This is a genomic window from Trinickia sp. EG282A (assembly GCF_040965455.1).
Lineage (GTDB): Bacteria > Pseudomonadota > Gammaproteobacteria > Burkholderiales > Burkholderiaceae > Trinickia > Trinickia symbiotica.
In genome coordinates this window covers 17652-35900 of sequence record NZ_JBFRCC010000008.1, presented here as the reverse complement: position 1 = coordinate 35900, position 18249 = coordinate 17652, and the positions used below count along the sequence as shown (strand labels likewise).

General features: G+C 63.0%; 15 protein-coding genes. 12 read left to right on the top strand and 3 right to left on the bottom strand.

Going from position 1 to position 18249, the window contains the following annotated elements; translation table 11 throughout:
- Positions 1-4: 4 nt before the first annotated feature.
- Together AB4Y31_RS28780 and AB4Y31_RS28775 are read right to left on the bottom strand one after the other, a co-directional pair.
- Positions 5-1675: a S10 family peptidase gene (locus AB4Y31_RS28780; RefSeq protein ID WP_368676970.1), complete on the bottom strand. Its 1671-nt coding sequence runs from the start codon at positions 1673-1675 to the stop codon at positions 5-7.
- Positions 1676-1826: 151 nt separating this feature from the next.
- Positions 1827-3458, bottom strand: coding sequence for a protease pro-enzyme activation domain-containing protein (locus AB4Y31_RS28775; RefSeq protein WP_368676969.1), 1632 nt, complete (start codon positions 3456-3458; stop codon positions 1827-1829).
- A 327-nt stretch (positions 3459-3785) separates the two neighbouring features.
- Between AB4Y31_RS28775 and AB4Y31_RS28770 the strand changes: the two genes are divergently transcribed.
- From AB4Y31_RS28770 to AB4Y31_RS28720, 11 genes are all read left to right on the top strand, one after another.
- Positions 3786-4292: a DUF1993 family protein gene (locus AB4Y31_RS28770; RefSeq protein ID WP_368676968.1), complete on the top strand. Its 507-nt coding sequence runs from the start codon at positions 3786-3788 to the stop codon at positions 4290-4292.
- A 30-nt stretch (positions 4293-4322) separates the two neighbouring features.
- Positions 4323-5585, top strand: a complete 1263-nt coding sequence (locus tag AB4Y31_RS28765) for a multidrug effflux MFS transporter (RefSeq protein WP_368676967.1) — start codon at positions 4323-4325, stop codon at positions 5583-5585.
- 113 nt (positions 5586-5698) lie between these two features.
- Positions 5699-5959: a helix-turn-helix domain-containing protein gene (locus tag AB4Y31_RS28760; RefSeq protein ID WP_368676966.1), complete on the top strand. Its 261-nt coding sequence runs from the start codon at positions 5699-5701 to the stop codon at positions 5957-5959.
- 5 nt (positions 5960-5964) lie between these two features.
- On the top strand, positions 5965-7311 hold the full coding sequence (locus tag AB4Y31_RS28755; protein ID WP_368676965.1) for a type II toxin-antitoxin system HipA family toxin: 1347 nt from the start codon (positions 5965-5967) through the stop codon (positions 7309-7311).
- Between the two features lie 230 nt (positions 7312-7541).
- A complete protein-coding gene (gene dapA, locus AB4Y31_RS28750) occupies positions 7542-8429 on the top strand; it encodes a 4-hydroxy-tetrahydrodipicolinate synthase (RefSeq protein ID WP_368676964.1) in 888 nt (295 codons plus the stop codon).
- A 52-nt stretch (positions 8430-8481) separates the two neighbouring features.
- Positions 8482-9651: an iron-containing alcohol dehydrogenase gene (locus AB4Y31_RS28745; protein ID WP_368676963.1), complete on the top strand. Its 1170-nt coding sequence runs from the start codon at positions 8482-8484 to the stop codon at positions 9649-9651.
- Positions 9648-11978 carry a 4-hydroxythreonine-4-phosphate dehydrogenase PdxA gene (gene pdxA / locus AB4Y31_RS28740; protein WP_368676962.1) on the top strand — a complete coding sequence of 777 codons (2331 nt, stop codon included), beginning with the start codon at positions 9648-9650 and terminating at the stop codon, positions 11976-11978. Before AB4Y31_RS28745 ends, pdxA begins: the two co-directional genes overlap by 4 nt.
- Positions 11979-12075: 97 nt before the next feature.
- Positions 12076-13503, top strand: coding sequence for a sodium:solute symporter family protein (locus AB4Y31_RS28735; protein ID WP_368676961.1), 1428 nt, complete (start codon positions 12076-12078; stop codon positions 13501-13503).
- Between the two features lie 118 nt (positions 13504-13621).
- Complete coding sequence (locus AB4Y31_RS28730) at positions 13622-14788, top strand: exo-alpha-sialidase (protein ID WP_368677054.1); 1167 nt, start codon at positions 13622-13624, stop codon at positions 14786-14788.
- Positions 14789-14928: 140 nt separating this feature from the next.
- Positions 14929-15720 carry a DeoR/GlpR family DNA-binding transcription regulator gene (locus tag AB4Y31_RS28725; protein ID WP_368676960.1) on the top strand — a complete coding sequence of 264 codons (792 nt, stop codon included), beginning with the start codon at positions 14929-14931 and terminating at the stop codon, positions 15718-15720.
- Positions 15721-15761: 41 nt separating this feature from the next.
- Positions 15762-16442, top strand: a complete 681-nt coding sequence (locus AB4Y31_RS28720) for an SDR family NAD(P)-dependent oxidoreductase (RefSeq protein ID WP_368676959.1) — start codon at positions 15762-15764, stop codon at positions 16440-16442.
- Positions 16443-16642: 200 nt separating this feature from the next.
- On the opposite strand, the gene AB4Y31_RS28715 is transcribed toward AB4Y31_RS28720, so the two are convergent.
- Entirely contained in the window at positions 16643-17041 is a 399-nt protein-coding gene (locus AB4Y31_RS28715; protein ID WP_368676958.1) for a hypothetical protein, read from the bottom strand.
- A gap of 180 nt (positions 17042-17221) precedes the next feature.
- On the opposite strand from AB4Y31_RS28715, the gene AB4Y31_RS28710 reads away from it, so the two are divergent.
- A complete protein-coding gene (locus tag AB4Y31_RS28710) occupies positions 17222-18193 on the top strand; it encodes a threo-3-hydroxy-L-aspartate ammonia-lyase (protein ID WP_368676957.1) in 972 nt (323 codons plus the stop codon).
- The last annotated feature ends 56 nt before the right edge of the window (positions 18194-18249 follow it).

Below are 18249 nucleotides of genomic sequence, written 5' to 3'. Positions count from 1 at the left end.
GCAATCAGACCCGATGCAGCTCCTGCAAGCTGCGGATGCGCGCGAGAGCCGGCTTGTCAGCGGTCGTCGCGTCATACATCGTTGCAAGGTCGGCCTTCAGCGCGGTACGCGATCCCCCGTCGAGATAAACCATGTGCCCGGACGGATAAAACTTCGCCGACAGATTCTCGCGCACCTTGTGCTCGACGAGCGGCATCCTCTGCAAGTCGATGACGGTCTGATAGAACGGCGTCACGAAATCGTAAAGGCCGTTCGCCGACAGCACCTTCAGGTCGATATTGAGCGCCATCACCGCCGCGAGGTCGCCGGCCGTATAGAGGATGACGTTGCCTTTGTCGTCGATGCCCTTTTGCGCCCCCGTCGGATCGGTGTGATGGAAATCCCAGTTCTTGAACGTCTGATCGTTGAGATCGGTGAACGACGAGTTCGACGTGTACTTCAACTGCTCGTTGAGATAGGTGTTCCACATCGTCGTATAGACGCCGGAGACCGCCGTCATCGTCGGATCGTTGCCTCCCGAGTTCGGGTCGATCTGCCCGGCAATGCCCGTGTCGATCGCCGTCACGCGTCCGTCATAGGCGCCGAGCGCCAAGCCTTTCGACTTGAGCAGCGTCGTCAGGAACAGCGAATTGCCGCGGCTGTCGTAGCCGGCCACATCGAGCCCCCAGGCAAGCAGCGTCGTCTTGTCGATGCCGGTGTACTGCGAGAGCTTTTCGACGGTCGCGTCGTCGGTCTGGGGAAACTTGCGCAAGGAGGCGAGATAGTCGGTACGGGCGAAGCTTGCGACTTCGTCGAGGAAATCGATGAGGTTCGTCGGCGTCGGCGTCACGCCGAGGCGCTTGTGGTACCAGGCATCGGCCGCCGCCGTCGGCAACGCGCCGACCGGATTGCCGGCCTGGCCGTAGTCGAGAATCGACGATTGGAGCGTGATCCCGTTCAGATCGATGCCGTCCTCATGGAGCAGATAAGCCAGCACGCAGCTGCGCGCCGTTCCATACGATTCGCCGAACAGATACTTCGGCGAGTTCCAGCGCTGATTCTTGGTCAGAAAGCGCTTGATGAACTGCTTGATCGAGCGCGCATCCTGGTCGACGCCCCAGAACTCCTTGTTCGTATGCGGTGCCACGGCGGCCGAGTAGCCGGTGCCGACCGGATTGATGAAGACGAGGTCGCTCTTGTCGAGCAGGCTGTCCGGGTTGTCCTCGATCTGATAGGGAGCCGGCGGCGTGAAGTTCGGCATCGATGTCTTGATTCGCTTCGGCGCGAACGAGCCGAGCAGCACGAAGACCGACGACGATCCGGGACCGCCGTTATAAAAGAACGTCACGGGTCGCGACTCTTCCGATTGTCCGTCCTCGGTGAAAGCGACGTAGAACATCTTCGCGTTCGGCTGCGATGTGCTCTCGTCGACCGTGACGAGATGCCCGGCCGTCGCCGTGTAGGCGATCTCGCGCCCGCCGATCGTGATCGAATGGTGGGTGACGGCGGCTGCCTCGGTCGCGTCCGTGACGGAATCGCCCGGGCCGTTGCCGTAGGCGACGGGATCGAAGTACGACTCGTCGCCGTTCTCGCCTGCCGCGGCGACAGATCGCGGCATCGACGCCCTCCCCGGCGTATGGGCCTGCGAATTGTGGTGCGCCGGTTGCGGATTGCCGGAACCGATATCGTGGCTCATCGTGATCGCTCCATGTCGTTGGGTCGGCGCGGCGCACCCGCGCCATGCGCCGACTATGTTGACGAACTTTGACGAACTGCTGCTGACAAGCACCTGCTCGGTCTTCGCCGCGCGTTTCGCGTCGACCGAAGCGAGAAACACATTGCCGCCACTACGTGCCGCCCGCGACACCGTGCGAAGCGGACGGACCCTGCGTAGCCGATCCGCCGAGGGCCGCGGCGATCTTGCGCCCGTCGGGACTCCCGAGCCCGGTACAGGCGTCCCAGCCGGGCGCCGCGGCGAAGCTGCCATTGTTGCCCTGCGTGATATCGTGAAACGCCCCCGCCGCCGCATAGAGTTTCGCGTTGACGAAGCCCACCGGCTTACCCTGCGTGGCATTGATGCGCGCGATCAGCCCCGCGAACAACGGCGCGACCGCGCTCGTGCCGCCGACCGCCGTCAGTTGGCCGCCGACGAGCACTTCATAGCCCGAGGCGGGCGACGCGTCGGCGGCCACGTCGGGCACGCCGCGCTTCGTCAACGCGGCGGTCGTACCGTCGGCGTAAGTCGCCTTCAGCCCCTCCTGCCACGGAGGCAAGCCGAACTCGGCGCTGATGCCGCCGCCCGTCGCGCCGCCGGAAGCGCCGTCGTTCCAGACCACTTCGCTTTGGATCGAGAGCGAAGACGCCGACCCCGATGCCGTGACGCGCGTGCCGCCGCATGCGAGCACATACGGGCTCGACGCCGGGAAGTCGACCGAGTCCCCACCGGCCGAGCTGTCGTTCGAGCCGCTGTCCCCGGCCGCCGCACATACGGTGACGCCGAGCGTCGCGGCCTCCTGCAGCGCTTGATTGAATGCCGTCAGTGCCTGAGCCGTCCATGACGATTCGGGCGCCCCCCAACTGATCGAAATGACGGATGGCTTGTTCGTGCTGTCGTGCACGGCTTGCTTGACCGCGTCGACGAAGCCCGCGTCGCTGTTGGGCGCGAAGTAGACCGCGATCGTCGCGCCGGGAGCGACGGCGCCGGCGATCTCGATATCGAGCGTGACTTCCCCGTCCGCCCCGCTCGGGTTGCCGCTCGGGGCGTTCGAGCCGCCGTCGACGCCGACGGCGACGACCCGCGGCTCGGCCATGCCGAGTTCGCTGAAATATTGGCGAAGATCCGATTCCGTGTACCCACCGCCGAGCTCGACGATGCCGATGCATTGACCGCTACCGTCGCCAGGGGGGAAATCGTAAAGAGACGCCATCTGCAGCGGCGTAAACGTTTCCGTCCGAGCCGCCGCGCGGCGCGGCTCATAGCCGGAGCGAATGCGGAAATGTGGCCGAGCCTGCGGGCGATCGTCGAGCCCGAGCACGGATGTCACGATGCCGACGAGTTCCTGAGGAATCAGAATGCAACCGGTGCGGCCTCTGAATCGGCCGAGCTTCGGATGCTCGTAATGCGAAAGCTCGACGCCGAACGCCCGCTGAAAACGCTCGACCGTGCCCTCGAGCATCACCGTGCACGCCGCCGCGTCGGTACGCTGCACGCTGAGGTCGTATTCCTTCGCGAACGCCTCGACCTTGGCGAGGTCCTCGGGGGCGGCCGAAAAACGGGCGGCGAAAGCCTCGCGCGTGAGGGGCTCGGCCGGCTCGCCGCGAGCGATCTTTTGCGCGGCTTCGTCGATTGCTTGTTGGGAAGGCCGGCGCAGCGTCACGACGACGCGCAGCGTCTCGCCCGGGTCGGTCGGCCCGACGCGCCTGGCATCCTTTACCGGCTCGCGATCGCTGCCTGCCAGCCGCTCTCTTGCTTTGGTCATTTGACGCTCCCGTATGAGGATTACGTCGAAGCTCCGACACAACCGCCTTCGCGCAGTTCCTTGGCTCCCGGCCTTTTGGCCGATCTGCATGGCGCATAGGACCGTTGGCGGACGAGGCAATCGTCGGATGACTGACAAAGTGTAGTCCATGCCCCGCCGACCCGACATGGGTGGCAATCCCGCGCCAGGAGCACCCGCCGGCAAGCGGCAAGCAAGCGGCATATCATTCACGTCTCGGCGCGCGCTCCGGTGCGACGCCGTTGCCGCTACCGAGAAAATAACCCTCCCCGGGCGGAACTGCCCTTCGGGACGACAAAGGAACCGAACATGTCTCTCTCCATGTATCAGGCATCAGTACCCGTGTTCGTGCGCGGGTTGACGAACCTTCGAGCGATTCTGCACAAGAGCCGCGATCACGCCGAAGCCCGCAAAATCGATCTGGCCGTCCTGCTGTCGAGCAGGCTTTACCCGGACATGTTTCCTTTGACGCGCCAGGTGCAATCTGCGTCGGACGCCGCCAAGTTCTGCACGGCGCGCCTTGCCGGCGTAGAGCCGCCGAAGTTCGAGGACACCGAAACGACGTTCGAAGAGCTGGTGGCGCGCATCGATAAAACGATCGCTTACCTGAAAGAAGCCGACGCGACGAAAATCGACGGCAGCGAAGCACGCACCGTTACGCTCAAAACGCCAAGCCGCTCGATCGAGTTCGACGGGCAGTCCTACCTGCTCCACTTCGCGCTGCCGAATTTCTTTTTCCATGTGACGACCGCGTACGCCATCCTCCGGCATAACGGCGTCGAGCTCGGCAAGCTCGACTTTCTCGGCGGAATCTGACCGGTCGGGATCGCAGCCTTAGACGCCGTCATGAGCCAAAACAACGCCGATTGCTCCGTCACTGCCTTGCGCACGCCGAACTCGCCGGGCTTTCTTCTCTTCATGATCTGCCTGTTCGCCTCCGCCGGGCAGCTCGCAATCGACATCTATGTGCCGGCGCTACCCGCAATGGCGCGTTTTTTCGCGACCTCGCCCCAGGCGATCCAGTCGAGCGTTTCGGGCTACATGGCGGCTTACGCGTTCGGCCAGCTGGTCTTCGGGCCAGTCGCCGATGCCTACGGACGCAAGCGCGTGCTCGCATTCGGGCTCGTCGTCTTCACGATGGGCTGCCTGTTGTCGCTGGCCGCCCCCAATCTGGAAACCTTCGTCCTTGCGCGCTGCCTGCAAGGGTTCGGCATCGCCGCGACGAATCTGCTCGCGAAGGCGATCATCACCGATTCGTTTTCCGGACAGGCACTGATGCATGCGTTCACCTACATGGGGATCGCATGGGGGCTCGCACCGATCATCGCGCCCGTGATCGGCGCGCACCTGCAAACGTGGTTTGGCTGGAAGGCCTGCCTCGTGTTTCTGCTCGTCTATTCGCTCGTCATGTGGGCAATCGTGTGGCGCTATCGCGAGACGCTGCCTCGACCGGTGCACCTGGAGCTACGCACGCTGGCGAGGAATACGCGCAAAGTGCTCTCGAGCCCCGTGTTCCAAAGCTGCTTCCTCGCGCAGGGGCTTTGCTACAGCATTCTGCTCGTGTTCAACATCGTCGGACCGTTCATGGTGCAGAACACGCTGAGAAAGCCGCCGACCTTTTTCGGCTACCTCGCGCTCGGCATCGGGATGATGTACTTCCTGGGCGGGCTGTCGAACCGCGTGCACGGGCCACGCCTGCCGAGCGCGGAGCAGCGGCTGCATATCGGTGTTCGCGTGATGACGGCCGCGGCGATTGCGATGCTGGTGCTTGCGCTGACCGTCGGCCTGCGCGTCTGGACGCTCTCGGCGCCGGTTCTCGTCATGGGCTTCTGTGCCGGCGCGATGTATCCGACGCTGATGGCCAAGGGCAATTCACTGTTTCCGCACATCGCCGGCCTGACGAGCGCGATCCTCGGGTGCGCGCTGCTCCTGGTGTCGTCGGCCATGATGGGGCTCGCGGGATTCGTGTCCGTGCATATCCTCACTCCGCTCGCGGTGTTCTTCGTGATTCTCGCCCTCACCGTCGTCGCGATGGTGACGAAGCTGCTGCGGCATCTGGCACAACTGGAACGTGAACGCGTCATGGGCCCCAGCGGCGAGGCGGTTTAGGCGCCGCCGCTGCGTTATCTCCCATACGAATATCTGACGTTTATTCCTAACAGCGATATTTGCAGTTTATGCCTCATAGGCATAAACTGCGTTTATTCGCGTAAGGAATATTGATGAAGATCATCGTGAAGACCCCGGCGCAGATGGCCGAGATCCTGCTGTCGGCCAGGAAGATAAAAGGCCTGACACAGGCCGAAGCGGCGGCGCGGCTCGGCACCGGGCAGCCCCGGCTGTCTGCACTCGAAACGGTGGCCACAGGGAGCATCTCCCTCGATCAGATCCTAGCGCTCCTCGCGCTGTACGACCTCGATCTATGTGTGCAATCGCGGGATGGCAAGCCGTCGGGTGCCTCGTCCGAAGAGCCGGAGTGGTAGTCAGCATGGGCCGCAGATCGCACTCGCGCGCGTTATCTATCTGGGGCAATGGCGAACGCATCGGCACCTGGATCATCCCGTCGACCGGTGAGGCAGAGTTGCGCTACGCCGAGAGCTGGAAACAATCGCCCGCGGGCCGTCCGCTCTCATTGTCGTTGCCATTTGGCATAGGCAATCTGCCTCTGAGGGGCGAACGTGTCGAAAACTTCTTCGACAATTTGCTTCCGGACAGCGCCCAGATTCGCAAGCGGCTCGCAACACGCTTCAAGACCAGGACCACCGACGCCTTCGACCTGCTGCAAGCCATCGGACGCGATTGTATCGGCGCCGTCCAGTTGCTCGGTGAAGATGAGACGCCCGCAAGCGCCGACAGGATCGAAGGCACGGCGCTCTCGGACGGAGACATCGAGCTCATGCTGCAACGGATGCTGGGCGCCGAGCCTGTCTGGCCAGACGACGACGGAGACACGTTCCGCATTTCGCTTGCCGGTGCCCAGGAGAAAACCGCGTTGTTGCGCGTCGGCGATCAGTGGCTGCTTCCGCACGGCGCCACGCCTACTTCGCACATTCTGAAATTGCCGCTTGGACTAATCGGGCAGAAGAAGGTCGACTTCCACACATCCGTCGAAAACGAATGGCTATGCCTGGCCATCCTCCGCGCGTATGGCTTGCCTGTACCGAAGGCCGAAATCATCACCTTCGGCGGCCAGAAAGTGCTTTGCGTCGAGCGGTTCGATCGCGCCTACTCGCGCAGCGGGTCACTGCTGCGCCTCCCGCAGGAAGACTTTTGCCAGGCGCTCGGCGTCTCCCCGCATCTCAAGTATGAGGCGCATGGCGGGCCGGGCGTGAAAGAAATCGCCGGTATCTTGCGACAGTCGCAGCGTGCGAACGAGGACATCGCGAACTTCATGCGCGCTCAAATTATCTTCTGGCTGCTTGCAGCACCGGACGGTCATGCCAAGAACTTCAGCATCAGGCTGCTCGCAGGCGGTCAGTTTCAGATGACGCCCCTCTACGATGTCATGTCGATCTGGCCCGTGGAAGGCGACGGAGGGAACCAGTGGTCGTGGCACAAGGCGTCACTGGCCATGGCCTTGTGGGGGCGCAGCCGGCACTACCGGATGCGAGACATCAAGCGAAGCCATTTCAACGTTACTGCGGAGCTATGTCATTACGGACGGGACGCTGAACCGCTCATTACGAGCATTCTTGACCAGACTCCTGGGGTCATCCACTCCGTATCTTCCTCGCTGCCGCGCGGCTTCCCGGAGCGCGTGGCGGCTCGCATCTTCAAAGGACTGAGCGACTCGGCCGCGAAACTTGAGGCGATGGAAGCTACGACTTCGCCATAACGCGGACGCGTGGGGAAGGGGACGCCACAAAATGCTCGTTCCGATCAAACGGCGGGTTTACACGCGGTTGATTCGATCAAATCGATCACATACAATGCCTGAAACGGTCATTTCGCGAGGCGCTGACTAAGCTGTCAGGCGAAACCTCCGCCGGAAATGATCGATTCAATCAAACTGTGAAGTAACCGACCGGCTCCTAGCCGTCCGACAGGCATTGTGGAGACTTGCGAGTGTCAATCACGTTCAAGGGAATCATCCCTGCCCTCATCACCCCGATGACCGCAGACGAAGAGGTCGACGAAGGCGCTTTGCGCTTGCTCGTCGACCGTCTCATCGATGCGGGCGTCCACGGTCTCTTCGTGCTTGGCACGAATGGTGAATTCATCGCGTTGTCGGAGGCCGAAAAGCTGCGCATCGCGCGCATCGCCGTCGATCAGGCCCGCTCGCGTGTCCCCGTCATCGCGGGAACGGGCGCCTACGCCACGCGCGACGTCATTGAGTTGAATCAAAAGATGAAAGGTGTCGGCGTCGACGCTGTTTCGGTGATCACGCCGTACTTCAACGGAGCGACGCAACAGGAATTGTTCGTCCACTATGAACGCATCGCACGCGGCACGTCGCTGCCCGTCATGCTCTATACGATCCCCGCCAAAGCGGGGGTTACGCTGAACATCGACACCGTGCGCCGGCTCGCGGAGATACCGAACATTCGCGGCATCAAGGATAGCGGCGGCGATTTCGATCGACTGCTGCAACTGATCAACTTGCGCCGCGGCGATTTTGCCGTCTTTACGGGCACCGATTCGATGATCCTCTGGACGTTGATCGCGGGCGGCGACGGCGCCGTCGCGGCAACGACCAATGCGGTACCCAGTGTCGTCATGTCGATCTGGAATCACTTCCAAGCCGGTGAAATCGATGCGGCCCGGCGCGCGCAAGAATCGCTGCGTGCACTGCGCGACGCATTCGCCCTCGGCACGATGCCTGTCGTCCTGAAGACCGCGGCCGCGATGCTCGGCATGCCTGCGGGCCCCGCGCGCGCGCCGGCGCAACCGCTCGATGACGCCGCGCGCGAACGACTCGCGAAAGCGCTCGCCATCTATCCGCGCGTGAGCTGATCGCAACACGACACCGGTGCAACGCTTCGGCCGACAGATTCCGACTCCCGATATGACCTCCGTTTACCACTTCCAGACCGTCAAGCACATCGTGCATGGCGCGAACAGCCTCGATCAGTTGCCGGAAAAACTCGCACTGCTCGATCGCCCGATCCGTCGCATCGCCTTCATCACGCAGGAAGTGATGGAACGCAATGGCGTGGCGGGCCGTGTCGTCGCCGCGCTCGAACAGCGGGACATTCAGGCGCTGATCGTCCGCGACGTACAGCCGGAGCCGACCATCGAAAACGTCGAAACCGTCTATCGCGAGCAGATCGAGCCGTTTGCGCCCGACGCCGTTCTTTCGATCGGTGGCGGCAGCGTGCTCGATGCGGCGAAGCTTTTCGCGGCGCGCCTCACCAATCGACAGCCGCTGCGCGAATGGCTCGGCATCGATCTGATCGCATCGCCCGGCGTACCGCTGATACTCGTCCCGACGACCTCGGGCACGGGTTCTGAAGTGACCCCGAATGCGATCGTGACGCTGCCCGACGAACAGCTGAAAGTCGGCATCGTGAGCCGCCATCTGCTGCCGCAGCTCGTGATTCTCGATGCCACGCTGACGCTCGATCTGCCCAAGCCGATCACGGCCGCGACGGGCATGGATGCGTTCATTCACGCGCTCGAGTCGTACATTTCGACGAAAGCGAATCCGATCAGCGACATGTTCGCGATGGAATCGATGCGGCTCATCGGTGCGAACCTGCTCGAGGCATACGAAAACGGCCACTCGCTGAAAGCACGCGAGGCGATGCTGCTCGGCTCGATGTATGGGGGGCTCGCGTTGACGGCCGCCGGGACCGCGGCCGTTCATGCGCTCGCCTATCCGCTCGGCGGAATGTTCAATATCACCCATGGCGTCGCGAATTCGATGCTGCTGCCGCACGTGATGGCGTTCAACCTCGATGCGACGATCGGCCGTCTCGCGAACGTCGCATACGCGCTCGGTATCGCACGGCACGACGATAGCGACGCCGCGGCAGCGAATAAGCTGCTGGGTCGTCTTCGTGAATGGACGCGGGCACTCGCGATCCCGCAGGACCTCCGTGCGTTCGGTGTCTCCGAAGCACATCTGGACGCGCTCGCCATCGCGGCATCAAAAGTGAAGCGCCTGCTCGGCAACAATCCGAAGCCGCTGAGTCTTGACGACATCAAGGCGATCTACCAACGGCTCCTCCCATGAACTCCTCATCGGCAAACAGCATTCGCGTGTTGATCATCGGCGACGACCTGTCGGGCGCTGCTGATTGCGCCGTGACTTGCACGCACCACGGGCTCGCGAGCATCGTCAGTCTCGACGTAGGGCAAGCCTTGGAGCGCGATGTCGACGTGCTCGCCATCGATGCCGACACGCGTCGACTCGCCGCCGCCGATGCGGCGCGAATCAACGAGCAGGTATGGCGCGCTCATGCCGCCGGCCGTCTCATCTACAAGAAAATCGACTCGACGCTGCGCGGAAACTTCGCGGCGGAAGTCGCGGCGCTCGCGCGCTTCGCGGGCATGGCCGTCGTCGCACCGGCATTTCCGCAAGCCGGCAGAACGACGCGAGACGCTCATCAGTTCGTGTTCGGCGTACCGGTCGAACAATCCGAGCTCTGGCGTAACGAACGCATTTCCGGTCGAGCCGATATTCGTTCGATGCTTGCCGGCGAAGGGCTGCGCGTGGCGCACATCGAGCTGGACGAGATTCGTGAAGGCGCGGCCGCGCTGCATGCACGGCTCGTCGCCTGCGAGCGCGAGCAATGGGAAGCGGTCGTCTGCGATAGCGAAACCGATGACGACCTCGCGATCATCGCCCAGGCATCGGCAACGATGGAGCGCGTGTTCTGGGTCGGCTCCGCGGGACTGGCCGCGCCGCAGATCGCAGCGTTCGTCGCGAACGCTCGCCCGAAATCGACGCCCGCCCGCTCGCACGCACCACTGCCATCGACGGCAGGCGCACCGCATCCGCGCGGGATCCTGGTAGTGGTCGGCAGCATGTCGAGCGTCTCGCACAATCAAGTCGCCGCGCTGCGGGCCAAGGCGGGGGACTCGCTCGACGTATTCGAGCTGGACACGCGAGCGCTGCTCGACCCGGTTGGCCAGGCCACGCTCACGTTGTCCACTCGCGTGACGAATGCGCTGATGCGCGGCCGCCACGTAGTCGTCGCACTGAGCCAGGCCGAACGGATGAAAGTCGCCGATGGCCCGCTGCTTGCGCGACTGCTCGCTGACAAGCTCGCCCCTGCCGCTCGGCACGCCGCGGCGCTGATCGCGACGGGGGGAGAAACGGCGCGCGCGCTGTTGTCCTCGATGGGCGTCACGGCGCTCACGGTCGTCGAGGAAATCGAACGCGGTGTTCCGTTGCTCACCGCCCCGTTCGACGGACGGATCTTGCCCGTCGTCACTAAAGCGGGTGGCTTCGGGCAATCGGAAACACTGTATCGCGCGTGGCGGCGGCTCGCCGCCGCTCAACCAGCGGATGCGCCAACACCGCGCCAGCCTTCGGAAGGGGAAGCAATGACATATCGACCCGTAATCGGAATCACAATGGGCGATGCCGCCGGCGTGGGGCCGGAAATCATCATGAAAAGCCTCGCGCACGAATCGGTGTACGACGGCTGCCGTCCGCTCGTCATCGGCGACGCGAAGCGGCTCGCCGACGCAGGCCGACGCACCGGCGTCACGCTGACGGTCCGTCCCATTGCCGCGCCCGCCGATGCACGCTTTCGCTACGGCGAGGTCGATTGCATCGACCTCGGCCTGATTCCCACCGACCTGCCGTACGGCAAGCTGTCCGCTATCGCCGGCGACGCCGCCTATCAGTACATCGCGCGCACGGTGGAGCTGACGTCGGCGGGCGAGCTCGACGCGATATGCACCGCACCGCTCAACAAAGAAGCGTTGCATGCGGGCGGGCATATCTTTCCGGGTCATACGGAATTGCTTGCCCACCTCACTGGGATTCCCGAAGTCTCGATGATGCTGGTCGCGCCGAGGCTGCGCGTCATTCACGTCACCACGCATATCGGCCTCATCGATGCGATTCGCCGAATCGAACCGGGCCTCGTACAGCGCACGATCGAGCGCGCGCACGAAACGCTGATTCGCGCCGGCATCGAGCAACCGCGCATCGGCGTGTGCGGGATCAACCCGCACGCGGGCGAAAACGGCCTGTTCGGCTATGGCGAGGAAGAGGAAAAGATCGTGCCGGCCGTCGAAGTGCTGCGCGAACGCGGTTGGGACGTGGAAGGACCGCTGCCCGCCGACACGCTGTTCTTCCGCGCGGGCCGGGGCGACTTCGATGTCGTCGTGGCGATGTATCACGACCAGGGCCACGGCCCCGTGAAGGTGATGGGCCTCGAAGCAGGCGTCAACGTCACGGTCGGCTTGCCGGTGATCCGCACATCGGTCGATCACGGCACGGCGTTCGACATCGCCGGCAAGGGAATCGCCGATGAGCGCAGCTTGCTCGAAGCGCTCAAGCAGGCACAGGACCTGGCGACGCGGCGCGCCGTCGAGGCCGCCTGAGCCGTTTCACTTTTCGCGTGCCCGGGTTCGCGCCCGGCTTGCATGACGAGGCGGCAGACAAAAAGCCCGCCCGCAGCGAACAACATCGGAGACAGCTATGAATCACTTCAGCGTATGGGACAGCGCCATCATCGTCGCGATGGTCGTCGTCTATATCGTCGTCACGGCCTGGATCAGCATTCGCCTGCGAAGCAAGACGACCGAACAATTCATGGTGGCGGGCCGCTCTGCGCCGGCGGTCGTGATCGCCATTTTGCTGATGTCGGAATACATCGGCGCGAAGTCGACGATCGGCACCTCGCAAGAGGCCTTCAACGCCGGTATCGCCGCGTCGTGGTCCGTGATCTCGGCGTCGATCGGCTTCGTCTTGTTCGGCCTCTTCATGGCGAAGCGCCTCTACAAGTCCGGCGAGTTCACGATCTCCGGCTTCATTGCGCAGAAGTATGGCAAGACCGCGAAGCTCGTCGTGTCGGCCATCATGATTTACGCGCTTTTCATCGTGAACGTCGGCAACTACGTCAGCGGCGCGGCGGCGATCTCAACCGTTTTGCGTGTCAACCTGCCGACGGCCGCGTTCATCACCGCCATCGTCAGTACGGTTTACTTCGCGTGGGGTGGCCTGAAGAGCGTCGCGTATGTCACGATTCTGCATAGCGCCGTGAAACTGCTCGGCATCGGCATCCTGGTTTGGATCGCATTTTCGATGACGGGCGGCATCGCGCCGATGATGCACAGCATGCCGGCGAAATACTTCACCTGGAATGGCGCTTTGAGCGGCAGCACCATCGGTGCATGGATCATCGGGACGGCGGGCGCGATTTTCTCGACGCAGTTCATCATCCAGGCAATCTCGGGCGCGAAGTCCGCGAACGAGGCACGCAACGCGACGCTGATCGCCGGGGTGCTCTGTGTGCCGATCGCGCTCGCGCTCGGGTTTCTCGGTGTCGCCGCGAAGTACCTGTTTCCCGGAATCAAAAGTCTCTACGCGCTGCCGATCTTCCTGCAGCACATGAATCCCCTGCTGTCAGGGGTGGTGACCGTATCGCTCGTCGCTTCGATCTTCGTCAGCGTCAGTACGGTGGCCCTCGCGATCGCGTCGCTGATCGTCAAGGATTTCTACGTTCCGCGATATCGGCCGTCCCCGGAACAAGAACTGCGCGCGACGCGCACGATCTCGTTCGTCGTCGGCTTCGTGCCGCTCATCTTTGTCCTGTTCGTGCCGCAGATCCTCGCGCTGTCGTTCTTTACTCGCGCGTTGCGGCTCACGGTGACCGTCGTCGCGTTGATCGGCATCTACCTGCCTTTCTTCAACAGCAATCGCGGTGTGATTTCAGCACTCGTGGTTGCGACCATCGCGACCACTGTCTGGTATCTGTTCGGCAATCCGCTCGGCATCGACAACATGTACGTCGCGCTCATCACGCCGGCGATCGTCATGTTGGTCGAAAGACTGCTGTTCCGTCCGGCCGGCAGCAATGGCCGCCAAGCCGAGCGGCGAGGCATCGCGCACAACACCGATTCGTGATTCCTAGGCAGCCTGCAGCCTGACGGTATAGAAAACCGTATAAACCCGCCCTCGAGCATCGACGCCTCACGATTTCACCATGACCAGTCAGTCCACCTTGCCTTCTCCAGCCACGACGATGCCGGGCCGATTGCATGCGGCCAGCGATGATGCGGCTCGCATCGACGCATATCTGCCAACGGCAACCGTGCAAAACCACGCCGCGAATCTCGCCGTGCTCGACAACGGCGATCTGCTCTGCGCGTGGTTCGGCGGCACCCAGGAGGGTGTCCCCGACATTTCGGTCTACACGTCGAGACTCGCCAAGGGCAGTTCGGTCTGGAGCGAGCCGGTCCGCCTCTCAGACGATCCTAGCCGCTCCGAACAGAATCCCGTGCTCTTTCAAGCGCCCAACGGCAAGCTCTGGTTGCTCTACACGGCGCAATTGTCCGGCCACCAGAACACATCGATCGTGCGTCGCCGGATCTCCAGCGACCGCGGCCGGACGTGGGGGCCGATCGACACGCTCTTCGACGAGCCGGGCACCTTCGTCCGTCAACCGATCGTGATCGCGGCCGATGGAGCCTGGTTGTGTCCTGTCTTCATGTGTCGCGTCGCGCCCGGCGAGCGTTGGTCGGGCAACGACGACATCAGCGTCGTGATGCGCTCGACCGACGACGGCGCGAGTTGGACGGCGCACGGAGTGCCGGGCAGCGTCGGCTGTGTGCACATGAACATTCAGCCGCTCGCCGACGGATCGTTGATCGCGCTTTTCCGCAGCCGCTGGGCTGATCACATCTACGTCAGCCGCTCGAACGATGGCCGTGGCTGGAGCGCGCCCGAGCCGCTGGAGCTGCCGAACAACAATTCGTCGATCCAGTTCGTCGCGCTGGCGAACGGGCATCTGGGGCTTGTTTTCAACAACAGCAGCGCGAAAGAAAGCGTGGAACGTCGCGCGTCGCTCTATGACGACATCGAGGACGCGGAAGATAGCGGCACGCTCGTCGCTCAAGCAGCGTCGTCGCGCGGTACGGCATTCTGGGGAGCGCCACGCGCGCCGATGACGCTGGCCATTTCGACCGATGGCGGGCGCACCTGGCCGATCGCGCGCAACCTCGAAACGGGTGACGGCTATTGCATGACGAACAATTCCGCCGAGAAGCTGAACCGCGAGTTTTCCTATCCGTCGATCGCGCAATCGCCGGACGGCAGGCTGCATATCGCGTACACGTACTTCCGGCAGCGCATCAAATACGTCAGCGTCACCGAAGACTGGGCATCGGCAAAGCAGCAAGCGGCAGCGTGAATGGGCCCCGGAAGGAGAGCGTCCGACCCGGGCTCTGAGACATCGCGCGCGGGAAATCGATAAACTACGCCCGCGCCGCCCGCTCGGCGCCGCAGCCCGCCGTAGCGCGGCCGCGCCCGGAACCCGTTACCGATTACTCCATGAAAGTAGCCCGCCGCCGCGAGGCCATGCTGAAGGCAGTCCTGTCCGGTATGACGGAAGTCGCCGAGTTGTGCGAACACTTCGGCATGTCCGAAGCCACTGTCCGCCGCGATCTGCGCGCACTGGCGGACGAGGGCTTGATTCTGCGCACCTACGGAGGCGCGGCATCGGTCAGCATGCACGCGCCGGAAGAGCCGCTCGAGCAGCGCACGCAGAGCTTTCAGGCCGAGAAGGATGCAATAGGCCGAGCGGCCGCGACGCATGTTGCCGAGGGCGATACGATCTTTCTCGATAGCGGTACGACGACTGCGGCGCTGGCGCGCGCGCTGGCGAGCAGGCAAGACGTTCACGTGGTGACGAACAACCTGCTCGTCGTTCAGATACTCGCGGGAAGCAAGGTGCAACTCACGTTGCTCGGTGGCGACGTGCGAGCGTCGAGCATGAGCACGTTTGGCGCGATCGCGCAGCTCGCGCTCACGCGCATCACCGTCGACAAGGCGTTTCTCGGCGCGGACGGTGTCGTGCCGGGCCGAGGCCTTTGTGAAGCGACGGCGGATCAGGCCTATCTGAAGGAATGCGTCATGCGGCAGGCAGCGGTTGTCTACGTGCTGGCCACCTCCGACAAGCTGAATCGCGACAGCCAGCAGCATTGGGCACCCATCGAAAAGCCATGGACGCTCATTACCGACGCTTCGTCGCCCGACGCGGGATTGCAGGCCTTCGATGGCATCGCCGGCGTGACGATCGAGAGCGTATCGCTGCGCGGTGGCGAAGCGGACGAAATAGAGTGACAGCATCCGATGCGCACTGAGCCGAGACTATCGGAATAACCATGATCAAGCGAACTGTCGTAACCGGCGCGAGTTCCGGTATCGGGCTCGCAATTGCACTGCGGCTCTTGAAGGGCGGTCACGAGGTCATCGGGCTTAGCCGAACCAAGCCCGATATCGCGGACGACCGGTTTAGCCACATTTGCGCGGACTTGAACGATGTCGAAGCGATTGCGACCGAACTGCGACGACTACGGGACGTCTACGGTCTCGTTCACGCGGCCGGCTTCATGAAAACGGCAAAGCTCGGTGAACTGGATCTCGATAGCGGCGAAGCGATGTGGCGTCTCCACGTCGGCGCGGCGTCCGCGCTTGCGAACGTTCTCGTGCCCTCGATGCGCGATGGCGGACGTATCGTGTTGATCGGCAGCCGTGTCTCGGGCGGAGCGGCGGGCCGCAGCGAATACGCCGCGGCCAAAGCGGGGCTGGTGGGAATGGCGCGCTCGTGGGCCATCGAACTTGCGCCGCGCGGAATCACCGTCAACGTGGTATCGCCCGCCGCAACGGAAACGCCGATGCTCAACGACCCGCAACGGGCGTCGAGCGCTCCGAAGATGCCGCCTATCGGCCGCTATGTTCGACCGGAAGAAGTCGCTGCGCTCGTGGCGTTTCTAGTTGCGGACGATGCCGGCGCCATCACGGGGCAACAGATCATGGTGTGCGGCGGTAGCTCGCTGGCGTGAGTCGCCGCCCTCGCATATCAATGAAGGGACCGAGGCGGCCAGCCCGAGCCGTAAAGTAGCTCAAACACCGTTTCTCCTACGTTGTTGCTCACTCCCGTCGACGGTCAATGGCAAAAAAGGGCGAGTCCCGGACTCGCCCCGAACGAGGCACGCCCAGCTCTTGTGGCCAAAGGGCTGGTTCGTGCCGAAGGCCAACGATGTTATTGCGCTTTTACAGCAGCATCCGTCTTGACGTCGGCCTTCACGGGCGCCGTGCCGGTTTCCTTGCCGGCGTCGGACTTCGTTGCCTTGTCGGCGCCGTTCTCAGCGCTTTGCTCCTTTTTCTTTTGCAGCTTGTGCCCTTGAGTCTTCGCGCCATGCTCGGCCGATTTCTTCTTGCTGTGCACGCCGTGAATCGCCTTCTTCGGCACGGTGCCGCCTTCATTGGTCGACGCATCGGTCTTCGTGGTACCCGCTTGCGCTTCGGTGCTGGCCTTCGTGTCTGTCTGACCGGCTTGCGTAGCGGCGGGTGCCGCGCTCGACGGTGTCGGTGCGGCGGTCTGCGCGAAAGCGGTCGACACGAGCAATGCGGAAGCGAGAGCAGCGAAAATCGTCTTCATGAGTGACTCCTTTTCTTTGGGCGGCTGAAAAAGTTCAGCGCTGCCGGTTTAACGCGTGTCCGAAGACACGTGTTGACCTCGAACTGGTGACAAAGCGTAAGGAGTGTGACGAAGGTCTAGAATGATGCGCGACTACTCCGCGCGCAGACCCGCATCTCGTCCAGAAACGACATACTTGCCATGACCCTGCTTTCCCTGCCAACCTTCGAGGACGTCGTCGCTGCCGCCAAGCGAATCGACGGTTTTGCTCACCGCACTCCAGTCCTTACTTCCCGAACAGTCAACGAGGAGCTCGGTGCGCAAGTGTTCTTCAAGTGCGAAAACTTCCAGCGCATGGGAGCCTTCAAATTCCGCGGCGCATTCAATGCGCTGTCGAAATTCAATGAAGATCAGCGTCGCCGCGGCGTTGTCGCGTTTTCTTCGGGCAATCACGCGCAGGCCGTCGCCCTCTCCGCGCGGCTGCTCGATATGCCCGCGACCATTGTCATGCCGCATGATGCGCCAGCCGTCAAAGTGGCGGCGACAAAGGGCTATGGCGGCAATGTCGTCATCTACGATCGCTACACGGACGACAGAGAGCAGATTGGCCGGGATCTGGCCGGCAAGTACGGTCTAACGCTGATTCCGCCTTATGACCATCCTGACGTCATCGCAGGGCAAGGCACGGCTGCGAGGGAACTGTTCGAAGAAGTGGGGCGGCTCGATGCATTCTTCGTGCCGCTCGGCGGTGGAGGCTTGCTGTCGGGATCGGCGCTTTCGACACGCGCGCTTTCACCCGACTGCATGCTTTATGGCGTCGAGCCGGAAGCAGGCAATGACGGACAACAATCCTTTCGGTCCGGAAAGATCGTCCACATCGATACGCCGAAGACCATCGCCGATGGAGCACAGACCCAGCATTTAGGCGAACACACGTTCCCGATCATTCAGCGCGGTGTCAACGATGTGCTTACAGCAAACGACAGCGAACTGGTCGAATGCATGCGTTTGTTGGCCTCGCGCATGAAGATCGTGGTCGAGCCCACCGGATGCCTGGGGCTTGCAGCGGCCCGCCGAATGAGAGCCCAACTCGAAGGAAAGCGGGTAGGCGTACTCGTCAGCGGCGGCAACGTCGATATCCAAAAGTTTGCCGAACTGCTTTCGTTGAATTGATAGGGCGAGCCCCTCGCGCGCGTTATGTCGCCGACAGGGGCACCCCTTTCCAGTGA